16 protein-coding genes are annotated in these 19,105 nt (G+C 62.3%); 4 read left to right on the top strand and 12 right to left on the bottom strand.

All coding sequences use genetic code 11. From position 1 onward, the window contains the following. Positions 1-159: 159 nt before the first annotated feature. Both RIF72_RS15540 and tdh read right to left on the bottom strand, forming a co-directional pair. Positions 160-1,353, bottom strand: coding sequence for a glycine C-acetyltransferase (locus RIF72_RS15540; RefSeq protein WP_309075741.1), 1,194 nt, complete (start codon positions 1,351-1,353; stop codon positions 160-162). A 52-nt stretch (positions 1,354-1,405) separates the two neighbouring features. After that, entirely contained in the window at positions 1,406-2,452 is a 1,047-nt protein-coding gene (tdh, locus tag RIF72_RS15545; protein ID WP_309075742.1) for an L-threonine 3-dehydrogenase, read from the bottom strand. 107 nt (positions 2,453-2,559) lie between these two features. On the opposite strand from tdh, the gene RIF72_RS15550 reads away from it, so the two are divergent. Beyond that, the gene (locus RIF72_RS15550; RefSeq protein ID WP_309075743.1) at positions 2,560-3,498 is read left to right on the top strand and encodes a LysR family transcriptional regulator; all 939 of its coding nucleotides are present in this window, start codon (positions 2,560-2,562) and stop codon (positions 3,496-3,498) included. 53 nt (positions 3,499-3,551) lie between these two features. On the opposite strand, the gene RIF72_RS15555 is transcribed toward RIF72_RS15550, so the two are convergent. The 5 genes from RIF72_RS15555 to RIF72_RS15575 all read right to left on the bottom strand — a co-directional run bounded on the left by RIF72_RS15555 (position 3,552) and on the right by RIF72_RS15575 (position 9,605). Further along, entirely contained in the window at positions 3,552-4,745 is a 1,194-nt protein-coding gene (locus tag RIF72_RS15555) for a Gfo/Idh/MocA family oxidoreductase (RefSeq protein WP_309075744.1), read from the bottom strand. A 17-nt stretch (positions 4,746-4,762) separates the two neighbouring features. Beyond that, positions 4,763-5,806, bottom strand: coding sequence for a LacI family DNA-binding transcriptional regulator (locus tag RIF72_RS15560; RefSeq protein ID WP_309075745.1), 1,044 nt, complete (start codon positions 5,804-5,806; stop codon positions 4,763-4,765). A 55-nt stretch (positions 5,807-5,861) separates the two neighbouring features. Then, positions 5,862-7,520 carry a sugar ABC transporter substrate-binding protein gene (locus tag RIF72_RS15565; RefSeq protein WP_309075746.1) on the bottom strand — a complete coding sequence of 553 codons (1,659 nt, stop codon included), beginning with the start codon at positions 7,518-7,520 and terminating at the stop codon, positions 5,862-5,864. Positions 7,521-7,604: 84 nt separating this feature from the next. Next, positions 7,605-8,528 (bottom strand): carbohydrate ABC transporter permease, encoded by a 924-nt coding sequence (locus RIF72_RS15570; RefSeq protein ID WP_309075747.1) that lies wholly within the window; start codon positions 8,526-8,528, stop codon positions 7,605-7,607. A gap of 42 nt (positions 8,529-8,570) precedes the next feature. Beyond that, entirely contained in the window at positions 8,571-9,605 is a 1,035-nt protein-coding gene (locus RIF72_RS15575; RefSeq protein ID WP_309075748.1) for an ABC transporter permease subunit, read from the bottom strand. A 285-nt stretch (positions 9,606-9,890) separates the two neighbouring features. Here RIF72_RS15575 and RIF72_RS15580 point away from each other — a divergent pair, with 285 nt between their 5' ends. Continuing rightward, complete coding sequence (locus tag RIF72_RS15580) at positions 9,891-10,904, top strand: formylglycine-generating enzyme family protein (protein WP_309075749.1); 1,014 nt, start codon at positions 9,891-9,893, stop codon at positions 10,902-10,904. Here the strand turns inward: RIF72_RS15580 and RIF72_RS15585 are convergent, their stop codons facing one another. The 5 genes from RIF72_RS15585 to RIF72_RS15605 form a co-directional block, all read right to left on the bottom strand. Beyond that, entirely contained in the window at positions 10,905-11,195 is a 291-nt protein-coding gene (locus tag RIF72_RS15585) for a hypothetical protein (protein WP_309075750.1), read from the bottom strand. Positions 11,196-11,380: 185 nt separating this feature from the next. After that, positions 11,381-12,889, bottom strand: a complete 1,509-nt coding sequence (gatB, locus tag RIF72_RS15590; RefSeq protein WP_309075751.1) for an Asp-tRNA(Asn)/Glu-tRNA(Gln) amidotransferase subunit GatB — start codon at positions 12,887-12,889, stop codon at positions 11,381-11,383. Next, complete coding sequence (gene gatA, locus RIF72_RS15595; protein WP_309075752.1) at positions 12,889-14,442, bottom strand: Asp-tRNA(Asn)/Glu-tRNA(Gln) amidotransferase subunit GatA; 1,554 nt, start codon at positions 14,440-14,442, stop codon at positions 12,889-12,891. Before gatA ends, gatB begins: the two co-directional genes overlap by 1 nt. A 5-nt stretch (positions 14,443-14,447) precedes the next feature. Next, the gene (gene gatC, locus RIF72_RS15600) at positions 14,448-14,744 is read right to left on the bottom strand and encodes an Asp-tRNA(Asn)/Glu-tRNA(Gln) amidotransferase subunit GatC (protein WP_309075753.1); all 297 of its coding nucleotides are present in this window, start codon (positions 14,742-14,744) and stop codon (positions 14,448-14,450) included. A gap of 313 nt (positions 14,745-15,057) precedes the next feature. Next, on the bottom strand, positions 15,058-16,542 hold the full coding sequence (locus tag RIF72_RS15605) for a CitMHS family transporter (RefSeq protein ID WP_309075754.1): 1,485 nt from the start codon (positions 16,540-16,542) through the stop codon (positions 15,058-15,060). Between the two features lie 198 nt (positions 16,543-16,740). Here RIF72_RS15605 and RIF72_RS15610 point away from each other — a divergent pair, with 198 nt between their 5' ends. Further along, positions 16,741-18,441 carry an ATP-binding protein gene (locus RIF72_RS15610; RefSeq protein ID WP_309075773.1) on the top strand — a complete coding sequence of 567 codons (1,701 nt, stop codon included), beginning with the start codon at positions 16,741-16,743 and terminating at the stop codon, positions 18,439-18,441. Continuing rightward, positions 18,434-19,093, top strand: a complete 660-nt coding sequence (locus RIF72_RS15615; RefSeq protein WP_309075755.1) for a response regulator — start codon at positions 18,434-18,436, stop codon at positions 19,091-19,093. The genes RIF72_RS15610 and RIF72_RS15615 overlap by 8 nt, the downstream gene beginning before the upstream one ends. The last annotated feature ends 12 nt before the right edge of the window (positions 19,094-19,105 follow it).

A 19,105-nucleotide genomic window follows, 5' to 3' on the forward strand; every position in this document is an offset into this window, starting at 1 on the left:
AACCCCGGTGACAACACTCTCAAGATCATCGGATCGACAGAGCGACGCAATCATGCCGGGATCAGCAGGCCAGCACACCCATATCCTGCACCAGGAAACAGGCTACGAAAAAGGTAACGAGCGTCGGCTGGAAACCCGCGTGAGGTGAGCGAGCGTTGCTTAGGCGACCGCGGCGCGACTCTTGACGAATGCCTGAACGCACGCTTCGACGTCGTCCGCGCTGTGCGCAGCGGAGAGCTGCACGCGGATCCGGGCTGCGCCCCTGGGGACCACCGGGAAGCTGAAGGCCGTGACGAAAACACCGTTGTTGAGCATTTCGTCAGCAACCTTGGCGGCCATCACGGCGTCACCGAACATCACAGGGATGATGGCGTGCTCGCCATCGAGGAGCTCGAAGCCTTCCTCGCTCATACGGCGACGGAACAGGGCTGCGTTCTCGAAGAGGCGGGTGCGGAGTTCGCCGGATTCCTGGACGAGCTCGATCGCCTTGATGGTAGCGGCAACGATGGCCGGGGCAAGCGAGTTGGAGAACAGGTACGGGCGCGCCTTCTGGCGGAGCATCGCCACGATTTCGCCGCGGCCCGACACGTAACCACCCGAGGCGCCGCCGAGAGCCTTGCCAAACGTACCCGTGTAGATGTCCACGCGCTCCGAAACGCCGGCGTGCTCCGGGGTGCCGGCGCCGGTGGGGCCCATGAAGCCGACGGCATGGGAGTCGTCCACCATGACCAGGGCGTCGTGCTTCTCGGCAAGGTCGCAGATGGCCTCAAGCGGAGCGAGGTACCCGTCCATGGAGAACACACCATCGGTGACGATGATCTTCCGGCGGGAGCCTTCGGCCTCAACCAGCTTGGCCTCGAGGTCTGCCATGTCCTGGTTGGCGTAGCGGAAGCGCTTGGCCTTGCTCAGTCGGATGCCGTCGATGATGGACGCGTGGTTCAAGGAGTCCGAGATGATGGCGTCTTCTGGACCGAAGAGGGATTCGAACACGCCGCCGTTAGCATCAAAGCAGCTGGAGAAGAGAATAGTGTCCTCAGTCCCCAGAAACTCGGAGACTCGGGTCTCAAGCTCCAGGTGAAGGTCCTGCGTTCCGCAAATGAAGCGTACGGACGCCATGCCGAAGCCGCGCTCGTCCATCGCGGACTTGGCGGCGGCGATGATGTCGGGGTGGTCGGCCAGGCCCAGATAGTTGTTGGCGCAGAAGTTCAGGACCTTGTTGGCCGGCTCGCCGAGCTGGCCCGCTGCGATGTGGCTGGCCTGCGGGGAATCGATGTGGCGTTCTGTCTTGAAGAGTCCGGCGCTGCGGATCTCGTCCAGTTCGCCCTGTAGTTGGTCTTTGATGGCTGAGTACATGGGGTGCTCCTTATGCTGCTGAAGGTCAGGGTCCGGTTGCGGTTGGCTCGGGTTAGAGTTCGGTCCAGTCGAGGACCACTTTGCCACCGGTGCCGTTGCGTGCTATTTCGAAGCCCTTTTCCCAGTCCGCTGCGGATAGCTTGTCTGTGACTACGGCGGAGATGCTGCGGTGCAGCACGGGGTTGGAGGACAGCATGGCGCTCATGGCGTACCAGGTCTCGAACATTTCTCGGCCGTAGATGCCCTTGAGCGTGAGCATGTGGGTCACTACCTTGCCCCAGTCGATGTCGATGGACTGGCTGGGCAGGCCAAGCATGGCGATGCGGCCGCCGTGGTTCATGTTGTCGATCATCTCAGGCAGCGCTGTGGGGTGTCCCGACATTTCCAGTCCGATGTCGAAACCTTCGCGCATGCCCAGTTCCTGCTGCGCTTCGCGAACGCGCATCTTCGAAACGTCTACGGCGAGGTCCACGCCCATCTGGCGCGCCAGTTCCAAGCGAGGTGCGGACACGTCTGTGATCGCGATCTTGCGGGCACCTGCATGGCGGGCGACGGCGATGGCCATCAGGCCGATGGGACCTGCACCGGTGATGAGCACATCTTCGCCGACCAGCGGGAAGCTCAGTGCGGTGTGGACGGCATTGCCGAAGGGGTCGAAGATGGCGCCGAGCTCAGGGGTAACTGACTCATCGTGGTGAACCCAGACATTGGTTTCCGGGATGACGACGAATTCGGCGAAGGCACCATCGCGCTGCACGCCGACGGAGACAGTGTGGATGCACATCTGACGACGTCCGGCACGGCAGTTGCGGCAGATTCCGCACACCACGTGGCCTTCGCCGGAGACCCTGTCCCCTACCTTGACGTCGCGGACGGCCTCTCCGATTTCCACTACTTCGCCATAGAACTCGTGGCCGGCAATGAGGGGCGTTTCGATGATGCCTTGGGCCCAGGCGTCCCAGCTCTGGATGTGGAGGTCGGTGCCGCAGATACCGGTGGTCATCACACGGATCTTGACGTCGCTGGGGCCTGGTTCGGGCTCTGGACGTTCGACGAGTTCGAACCCTGCATGGGGTCCGGATTTGTAGAGAGCCTTCATGGAATTCCTCACTGCCGGGGCTGCTTCAATGCTGCTGACTCCATTAGAGCCCCGGGTACGATTTAGCACAACTAGAATCTTCTCAATCAACGATTTAGGATTTGCTAATGGAAATTCATCAGTTACAGATGCTTCGCGAACTCGGAGACTTGGGAAGCGTCAAGGCCGTCGCTGAGACATTGATGGTGACTCCGTCGGCAGTTTCCCAACAGCTAGCACTGCTGCAGAAATCTGTGGACGTGCCGTTGACCCGCAAAGAAGGCCGGGCTCTGGTGCTCACGGACGCAGGCCGCGTCCTCGCAGAGGCGGGTGCCGCCGTCGTGAACGCCATGGCAGATGCGCGGGCTGCGATCGGCGCCTATCACGACGCTCCGGACGCGCCGGTGAGCGTCAGCGCTTTTCATAGCGCAGGGCAGGCGCTGTTTGCGCCTTTGGCGGCACTGTTGGCGTCCGACGGCGGGAAGTCGCCTCGCCTGCTGCTGTCCGATGAGGATGTGGCCCAGGAGGATTTCCCTGGGTTGGCCGCGCGGTACGACCTCGTTTTGGCACACCGAATGGACAACAGCCCGTCCTGGCCGGAAGACAAGGTAGCGGTGATTCCACTCGCCGATGAGCCTCTGGACGTTGCGCTCCCCGCGGATCACCCGCTGGCATCCCGGCGCGAACTGGAGCCGTCCGACGTCGTGGATGAATCCTGGGTGACCAGCCGCGATGGTTACTCCCCCGCTGACGTGCTGGCCGCCGTCGTTGCTGTGAGCGGACGGCCGGCAGAAGTACTGCACCGCATTAACGACTACTCGACCGTGGCTGCGCTGGTGTCTGCCGGTGGCGCGATCGGGCTGCTGCCGCGGTTCACGGCGCGCCGCGTGCTGGACGCCGGAGTGGTGCTGCGTCCGTTGTCCGGCGTGAATTCGGTGCGCAAGATCGACATCCTGGCCCGGCCTGAAACGCTCAAACGGAAATCGGTCATGACGGTTTGCGAGTCACTTCAAACCGTCATGACCGAGCTTATCGAGCTATCCGCCCCCGCTCACCCAACTAGGTAGCAGCACAGGCCGTTTTGAGCTGTCAGAACGGCCTCATCTGCGACTTACTTGGGTCAGTCGCGGACCAGGGCGGGCTGGCCGGCGTCGAAGTACTCCACCAGTTCGGTCAGGAGCTCCGGTACCTCCCGAGCTGAGCCGTCACTGCGTAGCGACTCTGCCGCAAGGATGCCCGCCACTACCGCTTGTCGCGCTGCGATCGGGCTTGTCTGGGTCCGGCCGCCTTCGGAGGCAAAGCGCAGGAACTCCTCGATCAGGCGAGGGTCCGCACCGCCGTGGCCACCTTCGCCGTCCTCAATGGTGATGACCTCGTCCGGCGCCGCGTAGCCGGACGTCCGGCTGGTCCACACGTTGATGGTTTCCCCTGGTCCATCGCCAAGGTTCTCGATCCTGCCTTTGGTGCCTATGACGGTGTAGTTGCGCCAATAGTCCGGCGTGAAATGGCATTGCTGGTACGAGGCGAGGACTCCGTTATCCAGCACCATGTTCATCATGGAAATATCCTCAACGTCGATTACCTCCGCCAGGTCCTTCTGCTCGGTGGGCGGCCAGTTGTCCATGGAGAACCAGTCGCCCATACGCTTGCCGGCGTTGTTGCTGCGGTTGGCCACATCGCCGTAGACCGCGAGATCTCCGACGGCGGCAACTCGCTTGGTGTACCCGCCGGCCAGCCAGTGGATCACGTCGATGTCGTGGGCACCTTTTTGGAGGAGAAGGGACGTGACGTTTGCGCGCTGGGCGTGCCAGTCCTTGAAGTAGTAGTCCCCCCCATGACCCACAAAGTGGCGGCACCAGACCGCTTTGACGTCGCCGATCCTGCCGTCCTCGATCAGTTTGCGCATTTGGACCACAACGGGCATGTGGCGCATGTTGTGGCCCACGTACAAGCGGGTCCCAGTCTCGTAGGCCGTCTCCAGGATCAGGTCCGCAGCCTCCACCGTGATGTCCAGTGGCTTCTCGCAGAAGGTGGGGATGCCCGCCTTGAGCGTTTGGACAGCGACGGCGGCGTGCTGGTTATCGGGGGTCAGTACCAGGACGGCGTCGATCCCGCTCCTCAGCAGTTCCTCAAGCTCTCCCGTGACGCGGGCCGACGGGATGCGTTCAGCAGCGTCTGCCCGGCCACGTTCGCTGAGGTCACAAACAATGGCAACCTCCGAGCCGTGGCCCGGCTTATGGGCGTGTTTCCACAGCCCTGAACGCAGGCCGAAACCCACGATTCCGACCTTCAAATCCTTTTCCATGATGTGCAATTTCCTTCTGCTGATTCCTAGTAAAGCTTGGTTGCAGCGCTGCGGTGCGGCGCCGATTCGCGCACGAATAAGTGCCAGGGGAAGTCGAGGACTCCGGGTGACTCCGGCGCGGGGTGACCTGTTGCCCGCCGTAGGAGCAGCCGGGCGAGTTTGTCGAAGAAGTCAACAGGGCCCACGGTGCTCAGTGACGGTGACATCCGTTCGCCCTCAACGGTGTTGCCAACACCGATGATGTCCACGTCGGCGCCCACGGCGAGGCCCAGGCGCTGGGCTGCGTTGATGGCACTTACTGCTGCGTAGTCCGTGGTGGCATAGATGGCCGTGGGACGGTCGGGCATGCTGAGCAGCCGGGTTGCCGCAGCGTATGCCCCGGCGCTGGTGCCATCAAAGAGGCCTACATAGTCCTCGCGCTCGGGGATCCCGGCCCGGGACAAGACGTCCGCATATGCCCTGTAGCGGGTGCCGCCGGATGTCGCCTCTGAGGTAGCAGGGGTCAGGCAGGCAATCCTCCGATGACCGTGGAGCAGATGCTCCACGGCCATACGGCAGCCGGGTCCGGCGATGGAACGGATGACATCGAAGCCTTCCGCTTGTACCTCTTCATCAAAGACCACCAGCGTGGTGCCGTGCTTGGCGAGCTTGCGCAGGTCATCCCGTTGGTCCGGACGGACCGCATCCACGAACACGGCATCGGCGTTGTGGGTGCCCAGAACTTTGACCCAATCGGCGTCACCCAGGATCATCGGTGTGATGCCCAGCGGGCCGGCCGCCTTCTGAACAGCCTCAATGACGGACAGCGACCACGGATCGGACAGCATGGTCAATGACAGGATCACAGTATTTGTCCGGCCCGTCCGGATGGCTCGGGCAGCTTGGTTGGGGCGGTAGCCGAGCCGCTCCGCAGCGGCCTTGACCTTTTCCGCCGTCGGATCCGACACTCCTGGTCCGCCATCACCGCGGCGACCCGACAACACGTAGGAAACCGTGGCCGTAGAGACTCCCGCCAGTTCGGCCACCATGCGGATGGTGGGCCTGACTCCCGTGCTGCCCGCTTTTGCCATGGTTCCCCCTGCTGTGTTGTTCGTATTTGCGTGGTGGTTCGTTGTTGGTTTGAGGCTAACTCCTGAATACCGGCGCGTTGGGGTCCAACGCGGCCTGGTACTCCTCGCGCATCTTGTCACCGCCTTCGCTCTTCCAGCGCTTGACCGCATCCTTGAGTTCGTCGATCTTGGCGCGGCCGGTAATGATGTCAACCACCTTGTCGCGCAACGGCTTGGTGATCTTGGCGCCTACCTTGGCGTTGGTGTCCGAGTAAGATCCGTTGGTGGGGTTCCGCCACGCGAATTCGAGCAGCTTTTCTTCCTGCTGACTGACGTACCGGGTGTCGTCGTCGAAACCGGGGTTGAAGATGACGTTTTCGGGGCTGGACATGATGTTCAACGCAGAGACCAAGCCAGGCGCGTTGATGCTTCCCGTCTCGGTGCGCGCCGGGTTGCCGGAGGCGTCGATGGTGTAGTCCTGGCCCAGCTCGCCAAAGTTCTTTTGCATGTATTCCACCGTGCCGAACGGCGCCGACAGGTAGTTGATCAGGGCCAACAGCTCGCGAATTTTGCCCTCTTCAGCCTTCTTGAACGGGGTGAAGCCCACGGTTCCGTAGCCCATGTCGTAGACGGGCCTGACCTTGCCGTCTGCACTGAAGGGGATCAGGATGTCGAACTTTGTGTTCTTGTTCAGGGCACGGTAGCTGCGGATATCGTGCGGGCCTACCACAACTTGGGCTGCCACGCTGCCGTTGGCTACACGCGAACGGATATCAGTTGCTTTGGAGTCCGGGTAGAAGACGCCCGCTGCGAACATCTTCGCGGTAAACTCGACGCCGGCCAGGTACTCGTCGGTCTCGTACAGGTGGGTGAGGGTGCGGTCCTTGTTGACGGCCCAGCTGTTCGGGGCACCAAACCATTCAGTGACCATGTGGAGGGCATTGATGTAGGCGGGTTCCAGCGCGTATTTCTGGTCACCCGGGCGGGTCAGTTCCTTAGCTTTTTCCAGGAATTCCTCGGCATTGGCAGCCTCGAAACCACCCACTTGTGCCCACATATCGTGGTTGCCAAGGTACACCTGACCGAACGGGGTACTGGGGATGGGTGCGCCCCAGATCTTGCCGTTTACAACGGCGGTCTTCCAGGAATCGGGCTTCAGTGCGGCGAGGTTGGGGTACTCAAGGACGGCGTCACCGGAAAGGTATGGCGTCAGGTCCTGGAACTTGGCCTCGAGCATTGGACCGACATTAGGGATGCCTTGGTTCGGCGGAACCCACATCATGTCCGGAAGATCGTTGCTGGCCAGGACAGTGGCGAACTTTGCCGGATAGCCGTCTCCGATGTCTTCGGCTATTTGGAGCTCCAGGTCGCCGCCGAGCTTGGCGTTGAGGCGCTGCCAGAAGGGGTTGTCCTTCAGGCCCGGGCTCATGGTGTCGAAGGTTTCGGTCAGGCCTGTCACCGTGCCCTTGAGCGGCGGCGTCTTCACGGACTGCACAGCAGTGGGCAGTTTGAAGTAGCCGGCTTGGAGGCCTTTTGCATTACCGGCGATGTCCGGAGTGACGCCGGTGAATTCCTTGTACGTGGGCAACTTGACCGACGCGGAGGCAGCAGCGCCCCCGTTGCTCGCGGCTCCGCCACCACCGCAGGCGGACAAGCCTGCAGCGGTCACGGCCAGTCCCGCGAGGCCAAGGAAGCCGCGGCGGCTGAATCCAGCCTGAGAGGTAGTGCTCGTCATGGCATAACCCTTTCTGGTTAATTGCTTCGTTTCTGAGTTTTGAGTGCTGGACTTCTTTGGGGATTGCATGCTCTTGGCGTGTGTCTAGCCCTTGACGGCACCTGTGATGACGCCCTTGGCAAAGTGCTTTTGGAGGAACGGGTAGACCATCAGGATCGGGAGAAGTGCCACCACCACCACGGCCATCTGGATGGACTGTGGCGGCGGAGTGGTAGTGATTCCCAGTTGGTCGGCTGCGCCACTGCCTTGGACCACGAAGTTGCGGAGCAGCAACTGGATGGGCCACTTGCTGTGATCGTTGATGTAGAGCAAAGCGTTGAAGAACGAGTTCCAGAAGCCGACCGCATAGAACAGCCCGACGACGGCGATCACGGCTTTGGACAGCGGCATCACTATGCGCAACAGGATTTGCCAGTCGTTGGCGCCATCAATCCGGGCGCTTTCGATCAGTTCCCCCGGGATGTTCATGAAGAACGAGCGCATGACCACAAAGTTGAAGGCCCCGAAGATGCCCGGCAGGATCAGCGACCACAAAGAGTCCAGCAGCCCGAGTTGGCGGATCATGAGGAAGGAAGGGATCAGGCCCGGGGCGAACAGCAGCGTGAACAGGACAGCGAGGATCACGGGCCGGCCAAAAAGGACTGTTCGGCTGGTGGCATAGGCCATGGTGATGGTCACGAACAGCGCCAAAATGGTACCCACTGCCGTGACGAGCATGCTGACGCCCAAGGACTGGAGGACCATGGGGCCCTTGAAGATGGTGGCATAGGCCTCCAAGGTTGGACGTTCGGGCCAGAGGACGAAGCCCCCGGCTTCGACGAGCTGTTCGGTGTCAGCGAGGGACGTTGAGACCACCAGCAGAATGGGCGTGAGGATAGACAAGCTGAAAACAATCAGGACTACCGCTTTGACCGTTTGATACAGGGCGGAAGGCTTTTCCTTCCACACGGGGCGCTTGGGGTTGTAACTAAGCTCCCGGGGTTTCCTGGTGAAAAGTGTTGTTGCCATGGGGTTCTCCTTGTGCGGCAGGCGCGCGGGTCAGCGTGGCTGTCAGCGCACTTGTTTTGCGAAGATTCCGTCTTCGCCGAAGCGGTGGGCAAGTTTGTTGGCGCCGTAGATCAGCAGGGCGCTTACTACGCCCTTGGCCAAGCCGGCTGCCGCGCCCGAGCTCCAGCCGCCTCCCACTACGCCCGTGTAGTAAGTGAAGGTGTCCAGCACTTCCGCAGCTCCTGCTCCCACGGCGTCCCGCTGCAGGATGAACTGTTCAAATCCGACGGAAAGAATGTCGCCGATGCGCAGAATCAGGAGGAGGACAATCACGGGCCTGAGGCCGGGCAGGGTGATGTGCCACATCCTGCGCCATCGTCCCGCGCCGTCAGCCGCTGCAGCTTCGTAGAGCGAGGCATCAATACTGGCAAGTGCTGCCAGGAAGATGATCATTGCCCAGCCAGCGTCTTTCCAGATCATCTGGACCACCACCATCACCGGGAAAGTCTCCGGGTTGGTCATGAAGGGAATCGGCTCCATGCCCCAGTCCCTCAGCAGGTTGTTCACGAAGCCCGCACCGCCGAGCATCTGCTGGAAGAACGCGATCACCAGCACCCAGGAAAGGAAGTGCGGCAGGTAAGCGATGCTTTGGAAGATCCGCCGAACCCGGGTGCTGATCAGTGAATCCACAATCAGTGCTAATACCAGCGGCACCGGGAAGAGGAAGACCAGCTGCCAGGCGGCGAGGTACAGGGTGTTCCAGAAGGCATGGATGAAGTCGGGATTGCCGAAAAGGTCTACGAAGTTCTGCCAACCGACCCACAGGCTGTCGCCGATGCCCAGATAGGGCTGGTAGTCCTGGAACGCGATGACGTTGCCCAGGATGGGGATGTAAAAGAAGAGCAGCAGGAAGGCCACACCCGGAAGCATCATGAGCAGCATCTGCTTGTCGCGGCGCAGGCGCGATCGGAAACTCTGCTGCGGGACTTTGTTCCTCTTCCGCTTCTTCGGACCGGATCCGGAGGCGTGTCCGCCGGGTGGACCCGGGACTCGGCGGGCTTCGGGCAATGCCGGAGCCTGTTCCGTCGTCGAGTTCATGCTGTCTCCTCAAGTGCTGAGCCGAAACCACCAATGTGATTCAGGCCACGCTCGTTAACCGTTTAACAAACGATAAGTGATCAGCATCTTTTTTTGCAAGATCATGATCGAAACTGAGCAAAGAAATCACTTTGCATCACACTGCGGATGTGGGGATTGCCGAAGGCCTCGCACCCGTTCCCGTCGAACGCCCCGTACGACGGGACGCGGGAAGGGTGCGGCGTGTAGCAGGCAACCCGTGCCCCGCTAAAGTACTAGCAAGTGGAATTTCGACAGAAGGTTGACATGGCAGACTGCTGCAGCCCAGGCGCCGGTACCCGGGAACATTCGAGGCCCGGGCTCACACTCCCCCTGCGCACGGTCGGAGAACATCCGAAGGCGAGCCACGTCGTCGGCCCTTCCGCCAAGGCTCCCTCGAACTCTAACCGAACAGGTGACGTCGAGATCCCCGCAGGTACCTTCGCCATGGGCGATCCCTTCAACGAGGGCTACAAGAGCGACGGCGAGTCCCCCGTGCACGAAGTGTCGGTCTCAAAATTCCGGATCAGCGCCACCAGCGTGACCAATGAAGAATTCGCTGAGTTCGTCGAGGCCACCGGTCACCGCACCGAGTCGGAAACCTACGGAACATCGGCGGTGTTCCACCTTGCCGTGAAAGCACACGCGAGCGACATCCTCAACCGGGTCAACAACGTTCCTTGGTGGCTCAACGTCCGTGGAGCCGACTGGGCCCACCCGGCCGGACCCCTCTCGAGTTGGTCAGACGTCCCTGACCATCCCGTCACCCACGTGTCCTACAACGATGCTTTGGCGTACTGCGAATGGGCCGGCCGCCGACTACCCACCGAAGCCGAGTGGGAATACGCGGCACGCGGCGGACTGCCCGGACAGCGCTACCCCTGGGGCAATGAGCTCCACAACGATGCCCCCGCCGGAGCCGCCCACAATTGCAATATTTGGCAGGGCGAATTTCCTTCCCGCAACACCATCAACGACGGTTACCTCACCACCGCGCCCGCCACATCATTCCGCCCCAACGGATACGGGCTGTACCAAACCAGCGGAAATGTCTGGGAGTGGTGCAGCGACTGGTTCCTGCCCAAGTACTACAAAACCTGCCTCGCACAAGGAACGGTGGAGGACCCGCAAGGACCTTCCATCGGCCGCGGCAGGGTGATGCGCGGCGGCTCGTACCTCTGCCACGACTCCTACTGCAACCGTTACCGCCTCGCAGCCCGGAGCTCAAACACAGCTGACTCGGCCAGCGCCAACCTCGGCTTTAGGACAGTGGCGCTCTAACTACTTGGGTCCGTGACCACGCTTTAGTCCGTGACCCTTGACGCCCGCTGGCAGTTCTCCTGCCACGATCTTTGTCGCTGTCACGGCGTCGCCATCCTTTGTGCCGCTGATGCGAACTGTGTCGCCAGCCTTGAGGTCGGCAACCGTGGCCGCAGGTAGCGAAGGCCTGCCCGTGCCGTTCCTGAGTTCGGAAAGGTCGGCGGGAACCTTGGTGATCCGCGTCTCCGCGGTGATCGAATAGCGTTGCGTGAAGCTGTCTTCGCTCTTCACGGTCACCTCGGTGTCACTCACCGAGTCGATGGTTCCGGATTGCGTCAGAACCGTGCGGTAGCTCGGTCAAGGCGACGGCGATCCCGCCGGCAAGAAGGCCCTTGCGAAGGCCTGGTTTAAGAGTGGCCATGCATCCATTGTGCGCCCAAAAAGCAAAGTAGGCCGCAGTAATAACTGCGGCCTACTTTATGGAGAAAGAGCCTCTGTTAGCCCTCTACGCCCAACTTCTGCAAAATGAGTTCGCGGACGCGTCCGGCGTCGGCCTGGCCACGGGTGGCCTTCATGACGCCGCCAACAATTGCGCCAATGGCCTGGACCTTGCCGCCGCGGATCTTCTCCGCCACATCCGGCTGTGCTGCGAGCGCGGCGTCGATGGCTTCCAGGAGCGGGCCGTCGTCGGAGACAACCGCGAGGCCGCGCTTCTCCACGATCTCCTCAGGAGTACCTTCGCCGGCGAGTACGCCGTCCAGGACCTGGGTGGCCATCTTGTTGTTGATCTTGCCGTCTTCAACGAGCTTGTTCAGCTCGACGATGACCTGCGGCGTGACGCCAAGCTCGGAAGGATCGACGTCGGCAACCTTGGCGCGGCCCACGATCTCACCCATCCACCACTTGCGGGCGACATCCGCAGACGCACCTGCTGAGATGGTTTCCTCGATTGAATCCATGACGCCGGCGTTCACAACGTCGCGGAACTCCAGATCCGAGTAGCCCCAAGCTTCCTTGAGGCGCTTGCGGCGCTCAGCCGGAGGCTCGGGAAGGGTGGCGCGGAGTTCCTCTACCCACTCACGGGAGGCGACGACGGGAACCAAGTCCGGCTCCGGGAAGTAGCGGTAATCGTCGGCGTCGGACTTGGGCCGGCCCGACGTCGTCGAACGCGTGTCCTCGTGCCAGTGTCGCGTCTCCTGGATAACCGGCTCACCGGAATCGAGGACGGCAGCGTGGCGCTGGATCTCGTAACGGACCGCGTGCTCGACGGCGCGCAGCGAGTTCACGTTCTTGGTCTCCGAACGAATTCCGAACCGCTCCCGGCCGTGCGGTCGCAGGGAAACGTTGGCGTCACAACGGACGTTGCCGCGCTCCATCTTGGCATCGGAAACACCAAGGTTCTTCACGATCTCACGTACCGCGGCGACGTACGCCTTGGCCAGCTCAGGCGCACGGCTACCGGCGCCCTCGATCGGCTTCGTGACGATTTCAACCAGCGGCACACCGGAACGGTTGTAGTCCACCAGTGAGTAGTCGGCACCCTGGATACGGCCCGCAGCACCACCCATGTGGGTCAGCTTGCCGGCGTCCTCTTCCATGTGGGCGCGCTCGATCTCCACGCGGAAGACCGTGCCGTCCTCAAGCTCGATGTCCAGGTAACCGTCGTACGCGATCGGCTCGTCGTACTGCGAGGTCTGGAAGTTCTTGGGGGTGTCCGGGTAGAAGTAGTTCTTCCGGGCGAAGCGGCAGGACTCGGCGATCTTGCAGTTAAGGGCAAGGCCGATCTTGATGGAGGACTCCACCGCCGTCTTGTTCACCACGGGCAGGACGCCGGGCATGCCGAGGTCCACCTCATTGACGTTGGTGTTCGGCTCGTCGCCAAAGACGTTCGGTGCGGAGGAGAACATCTTGGTCTTGGTGTTGAGCTCCACGTGGACCTCGATCCCCAGGACAGGATCGTACTTCTCCATGGCCTCTTCGAAGCTCAGGGTTGCATCGACGGACATTAGTTGGAACCTCCGGCGGTGGTTGTGGCAGAACCAAGAACAGGCGCCTGCGCAAGCATCGGGCCGCCCCACTTCTCTTCAAGGATGGATTCGAGGACAGCACCCACACGGTAAAGGCGGGCATCCTGGCGGGCAGGAGCCAGCAGCTGGATGCCGACGGGCAGGCCGTCTTCGTCAGCCAGGCCGCCAGGCAGGGACAGGCCCGGGATACCAGCAAGGTTGGCCGGGATGGTGGCGACGTCGTTCAGGTACATCGCCAGCGGATCGTCCAGCTTCTCCCCCAGCTTGAACGCCGTAGTGGGCGCCGTCGGGGAGATCAGGACATCGGCCTTCGCGAAAGCGGCGTCGAAGTCGCGCTGGATCAGCGTCCGGACCTTCTGTGCTGAGCCGTAGTAAGCGTCGTAGTAGCCGGCGCTCAACGCGTAGGTTCCCAGGATGATGCGTCGCTTCACTTCGTCGCCGAAGCCGGCAGCACGGGTAGCACCCATGACGCGCTCGATGGTCATGGGACCATCCTTGGGCAGCACGCGCATGCCGAAGCGGACGCCATCGAACTTGGCCAGGTTGCTGGACACCTCAGACGGCATGATCAGGTAGTAAGCGCCCAGGGCGTACTTCAGGTTGGGGCAGGAAACCTCGACGATTTCAGCGCCAGCATCCTTCAACAGCTGAAGGGACTCGTTGAAACGGTTCTCGACGCCGGCCTGGTAGCCCTCGCCGTGAAGTTCCTTGACGATGCCGATCTTCATGCCGGCAACGTTGCCCACGCGGGCGGCAGCAACAAGATCGTTGAACGGATCGGTCAGCGACGTGGAATCGAACGGATCGTGGCCGCCAATGACTTCCTGCAGCAAGGCCGAGTCCAGCACTGTCCGGGAAACCGGGCCGATCTGGTCCAACGACGACGCCATGGCAATGGCACCGTAACGCGAAACAGCACCGTACGTCGGCTTAACGCCGACGGTTCCGGTGACGGCACCCGGCTGGCGGATCGAGCCACCGGTATCGGTACCGAGCGCCAGCGGCGCTTCGAAAGCGGCGACGGCGGCAGCAGAACCACCGCCCGACCCCCCGGGAATCCGGTCCAGGTCCCACGGATTCCGGGTGGGGCCGTACGCCGAGTGCTCCGTGGAGGAACCCATGGCGAATTCATCCAGGTTGGTCTTACCCAGGATGGGCATCCTAGCCGCGCGCAGCTTCTTCACCACGGTAGCGTCGTACGGGCTGTGCCAGCCCTCAAGGATCTTCGAACCGGCCGTGGTGGGCTGGCCGATCGTGACAATGAGGTCCTTCACTGCGATCGGCACACCAGCGAGGGCATGCAGCTCCTCGGCAGCGGAACCACCGGCGGCGCGGGCAGCGTCAACCTCGGCGGCAACGGCCAAAGCCTCTTCAGTATTGACGTGCAGGAAGGCGTTAACCTGACCATCGACGTCGGCAATGCGGTCAAGATGCGCCTGCGTCACCTCGACGGCGGTCACCTCGCGGGCAGCCAGCTTCGCAGCGAGATCGGCAGCGGAGTGGTGGATGAGTTCGTTCTTCAGCTCAGTCATAGTGATTAGTCCTCATCCAGGATTGCCGGGACCTTGAAACGGTTCTCGTAAGCATCCGGAGCGCCGGACAACGCCTGCTCAGCCGTGAACGTGTGGCCTACAACGTCCTCGCGGAACACGTTGGTCAACGGAATCGGGTGCGACGTCGCCGGGACGTCCTCCCCCGCAGCTTCGCTCACGCTTTTCACCGAATCCACAATGACAGCAAGCTCAACAGCCATCCTGTCCAGTTCATCGGCACTCATTTCAATGTGAGCCAGACGCGCAAGATGCGCGACGTCGTCACGGTTGATCGCAGCCATGGATCTCCCCTGCAAAGTTCAAATGGTTTTCCGAACCAGTCTACTTGGCTGTGCGCACCTGCCGGACGATGCGCTGGCGTGCAAGGCGGGTGGTTGCGTTCGGCGGCTTGCCGCAGACGATCCTTTGGTCGCTCGCTCGTGCCTCGCTTAGACGCAGCCTACGGGAGGTCCCGCCCACCGCCGATGTGCCTCCTACGCAAAACCGGGCCAGGCATCCGGAAGCGTGCGTCAAAGCGACGAAGGAGCAGCACGCGGAGGATGTCTGGCCCGGTTTTGCACCTCAGGTGCAGACGGGTGCTTTGGGAACGGCAGCCTAGCCGATGCCGATGGCTCCGGTCAGGACTCCGACTGCCAACATGACTACCGAGATGACTGCCGTGCGCCAGAGGACCTTCTTGTGGTGGTCGCCCAGGTCTACCTTGGCGAGGGAAACCAGCAGGAGGATCGCGGGAACCAAGGGGCTTTGCAGGTGGAAGGGCTGCCCGGTGATGGAGGCGCGGGCCATATCCACTGCATCTACGCCATAGTGCGCGGCGGTCTCGGAAAGGACCGGGAGGACACCGAAGTAGAAGGCGTCATTGCTCATGAAGAACGTCATGGGAATGCTGAGCAGTCCGGTGATGACTGCCATGAACGGACCCATGTCCGCGGGAATGATCTGGACCAGCCACTCGGACATTGCCTTGACCATGCCCGTGGCGTTGAGGACACCGGTGAGGACGGCGGCGGCCATGACCATGCTGACGACGGCGACGATGGACGGTGCGTGTGCGATCAGCTGTGCGCCCTGGTCCTTGACCTTGGGGAAGTTGACCAGCAGGGCGATGGCCGAACCCACCATGAACACGAACGGCAGTGGGACGATGTTGGCCACGAGGACCACCATGACCGCTACGGTCAGGCCAAGGTTGAACCAGAACAGCTTGGGACGCAACGTTGTTCGGTTGGGGTCAAGGGCAGTGTCTGCCATGGCGGTGTCGTGGTCGTCCACCAGCGTGGCCGGGTCTTCAAGAACCGCGACGCCGGAGCCTCCGCCAGTGCCAGGCTTGCCTGCAGTTGAGCCGTTGCGGCCAAAGCGGCCAACACCGAAGCCTGACCCCGCGGCAAGCGAACCGCCGCGGCCCGTGCCGCCGTCGAACGCTTCCGAAGGATCGGCGACGTCGCCCCAGATCTCGGGAGCAGTGGTGCGGAGGCGGTTGCGTTCCTGCAGGCCGAGCAGCCAGGCGAAGACCATAACCACGATCAGGCCTACGATCAGTGACGGGACCATGGGGATGAAGACGTCGTTCACATCAAGGTTAAGCGCGGTTGCTGCACGGGCAGTGGGGCCGCCCCAAGGCAGGATGTTCATGGTGCCGTTGGCGAGGCCGGCCACACAGGTGAGGACAACCGGGCTCATCTTGAGACGCAGGTAGACCGGGAGCATTGCAGCCGTGGTGAGGATGAAGGTGGTGGACCCGTCGCCGTCAAGGGAGACTGCCGCAGCCAGGATGGCGGTGCCGAGGACAACCTTGGCGGGGTCATTGCCCAGTTTGCGCAGGATGAACTTCACCAAGGGGTCGAACAGTCCGACGTCGATCATCAGGCCGAAGTAGATGATCGCGAACATGAGGAGCGCGGCCGTGGATGTCATGGACTTCATCGAGTCCATCACCATGTCGCCGATTCCGAGGCCCGCTCCGGCGAAAAGGCCGAAGACGGTGGGGACGATGATCAGCGCCAGTACTGGCGTCAATTTTTTGGTCATGATCAGGACCATGAATACCGCAATCATTGCGAATCCAAGCAAAACCAGCACGGCCGGCTCCTTACTACTGTGAATGGCGCCACGTCGGTGTGATGCGCACTACAGACAATATGGTGGCGTCCGTCACGGGCAGGGGTTTCCGGGAATTGTTGGGAATACTGCTCATTGCGAATGTTTTGCGCATTGTGCTCAGTGATTCAATGGATCAGGAGGAAAGGAGCAAAGGTGCCGCGCAAAAGCCGGGTCAGCATGCGTTTCTCCACCCAAACCCTTCTCCTCCAGTTAGGGGTTGTCCTGCTGGTGGTCCTGCTCAGCGCCACGGTCCACGCTTGGCTGGTGTACGAACGGATCGGCACCGAAGCCGAAAACCAAGCCCTCACCCTTGCCAGGACAGTGGCCGCCGACCCCGATATCAGGTCCGGCGTCCATGCCATCAGCAAAGAAGAGGGAACGCCTCCCCCGGATGTCCTCGCCAGCGGCACGCTTCAAGCCGCAGCCGAAGCGGTGCGGCTCCGGACCGGAGCCCTGTTCGTGGTTATTACCGACGAAACGGGACTGAGGCTGGCCCACCCGGAGACGGCACGGTTGGGCGAACGCGTCAGCACGGATCCATCAGTTGCTCTGGGCGGGCAGGAAATTACCACCAGGAACACGGGAACGCTGGGGCCCTCGGCGGGGGCGAAGGTGCCGGTGTACGCGCCGGAGGGCTCCGACTCAATTGTGGGCGAGGTGAGCGTCGGCTATTCCGTTGAGTCCCTTAGCAAAAGCCTGGTCCGGGACATCGTCCCCATTGCCCTCACAGCTGGCGGCGCACTACTGGCCGGTGTCCTTGCGTCTTTCCTGCTCCGGCGCAGGCTGCAGCGGCTCACGCTCGGCCTGGAACCTGAGGAAATCAGCACGCTGGTCCATGACCAGGTTGCCGTGCTCCAAGGCGTGGATGACGGCGTCATTGGCATTTCCGCGGACGGACGCATCTCGGTGTTCAACGCCGCCGCGGCAAGACTCCTGGACATCCCCGACGCCACCGGCCAGGACTGGGCTTCCGCTGCCGTGCCGGAGCAGCTCAAGCACCTCACCCAACCGGCAGCCCGTGACGCTGAAGCCGTGGAAATCGTGGCGGGCGGACGAGTTCTGGTGGCCAGCGCGCGCAAAGCCTGGCACCGGCAAGAGGACCTCGGCTGGGTGGTCATGCTGCGTGACCGCACGGAATTGCAGCAACTCACCCGCCAGCTCGACGCCGTGGGAACCATGTCCACGGCCCTCCGCGCCCAACGTCACGAATTCGCCAACCAGCTGCACACCATCGCCGGTTTCATGAGCATCGACCAGCACGATGCCGCCAAGGAGTACCTGGCGCGGATCTCGGCCACCGGTCCGCTGAAGTTCCCCGTAGAGCAGGCCGAACTGCTCCAGGACACGTATTTGCAGGCGTTCATTGGCGCCAAGGGGGTGGAAGCATCCGAGCGCGGGGTAGCCCTCCGTATCGGCCCCGAAACGCTGGTCCGTGGACACGTGGCCGATCCGCAGGACGTCACCACAGTGCTTGGCAACCTGATCGACAACGCCGTGAGCGCCGCCGTCGCCGGCTTTTCGGCGGAACGTTGGGTGGAGGTTGAACTGCTGGATGATGTCACCCAAAACGGCGGGACCCTGCACATCGTGGTGGGTGATTCCGGCGACGGTTTGGGGAGCCTGGAACCGGAAGAGGTTTTCGCCGAAGGATTTACGACGTCGGATCAACCGGTACGCTCAGGGGCTGGACAAGGTTTAGGGCTGGCGCTGGTCCGGCAGCTTGCGCGGCGGCGCGGCGGTGATGTTCGCGTCTTGGAGTCCGGCAGGCACGGAGGTCCTGGCGCAGTGTTCATGGCCACCATCCCTGGCGTCATGGATTCCGTGGAGCACGCGGGCACCGGGGCCGACTCAACGTTGAGGGAGGACAGCAATGGCTGAAGACTTGCGGGTGTTGATCGTGGATGATGACTTCCACGTGGCAAGACTCCATGCAGCGTATGTGGATTCCGTGGCCGGCTTCATGGCTTTGGCCCCGGCAGGTTCGGTTTCCCAAGCGCTGCAGGCGATCCACAGCCTGCGTCCCGATCTGGTGCTGCTGGACGTATATTTGCCGGACGGCTCCGGCTTGGACCTGCTGGGTCAGCTGGACGTTGACGCGATCATGCTTACTGCTGCCTCGGATGCGCAATCCATCAAGGTTGCACTGCGGCGCGGCGCCCTGGGTTACATGCTGAAGCCGTTCACCGCCGATTCCCTGTCCCAGCAGCTCCGGTCCTACGCCCGCTATCGCCGGATCCTGGGGCAGCAGACAGCCGTTGACCAGACCACCATTGAACGAGCCAAGCGGTCCCTGATTCCGGGCGACGTCACGCCGTCCGCCAAGCCGCGGTCCGCGACGGAGGCGGCGGTCCTGGAATCGTTGCTTCCCGGTGAGCAATATTCGGCGGCCGAGGTTGCTGAGAGGGTGGGCGTCTCCCGGGCCACAGCGCAAAGGTACCTGTCCTCGCTAGCGGATGATGGCGCCGTCGAGATTCAACTGCGCTACGGAAGCACAGGCCGCCCTGAACACCGCTACGGCGTCCCCGCCTAGCCCAAGTAGGTC

The sequence above is a fragment of the Paenarthrobacter sp. genome, from assembly GCF_031180005.1.
Lineage (GTDB): Bacteria > Actinomycetota > Actinomycetes > Actinomycetales > Micrococcaceae > Arthrobacter.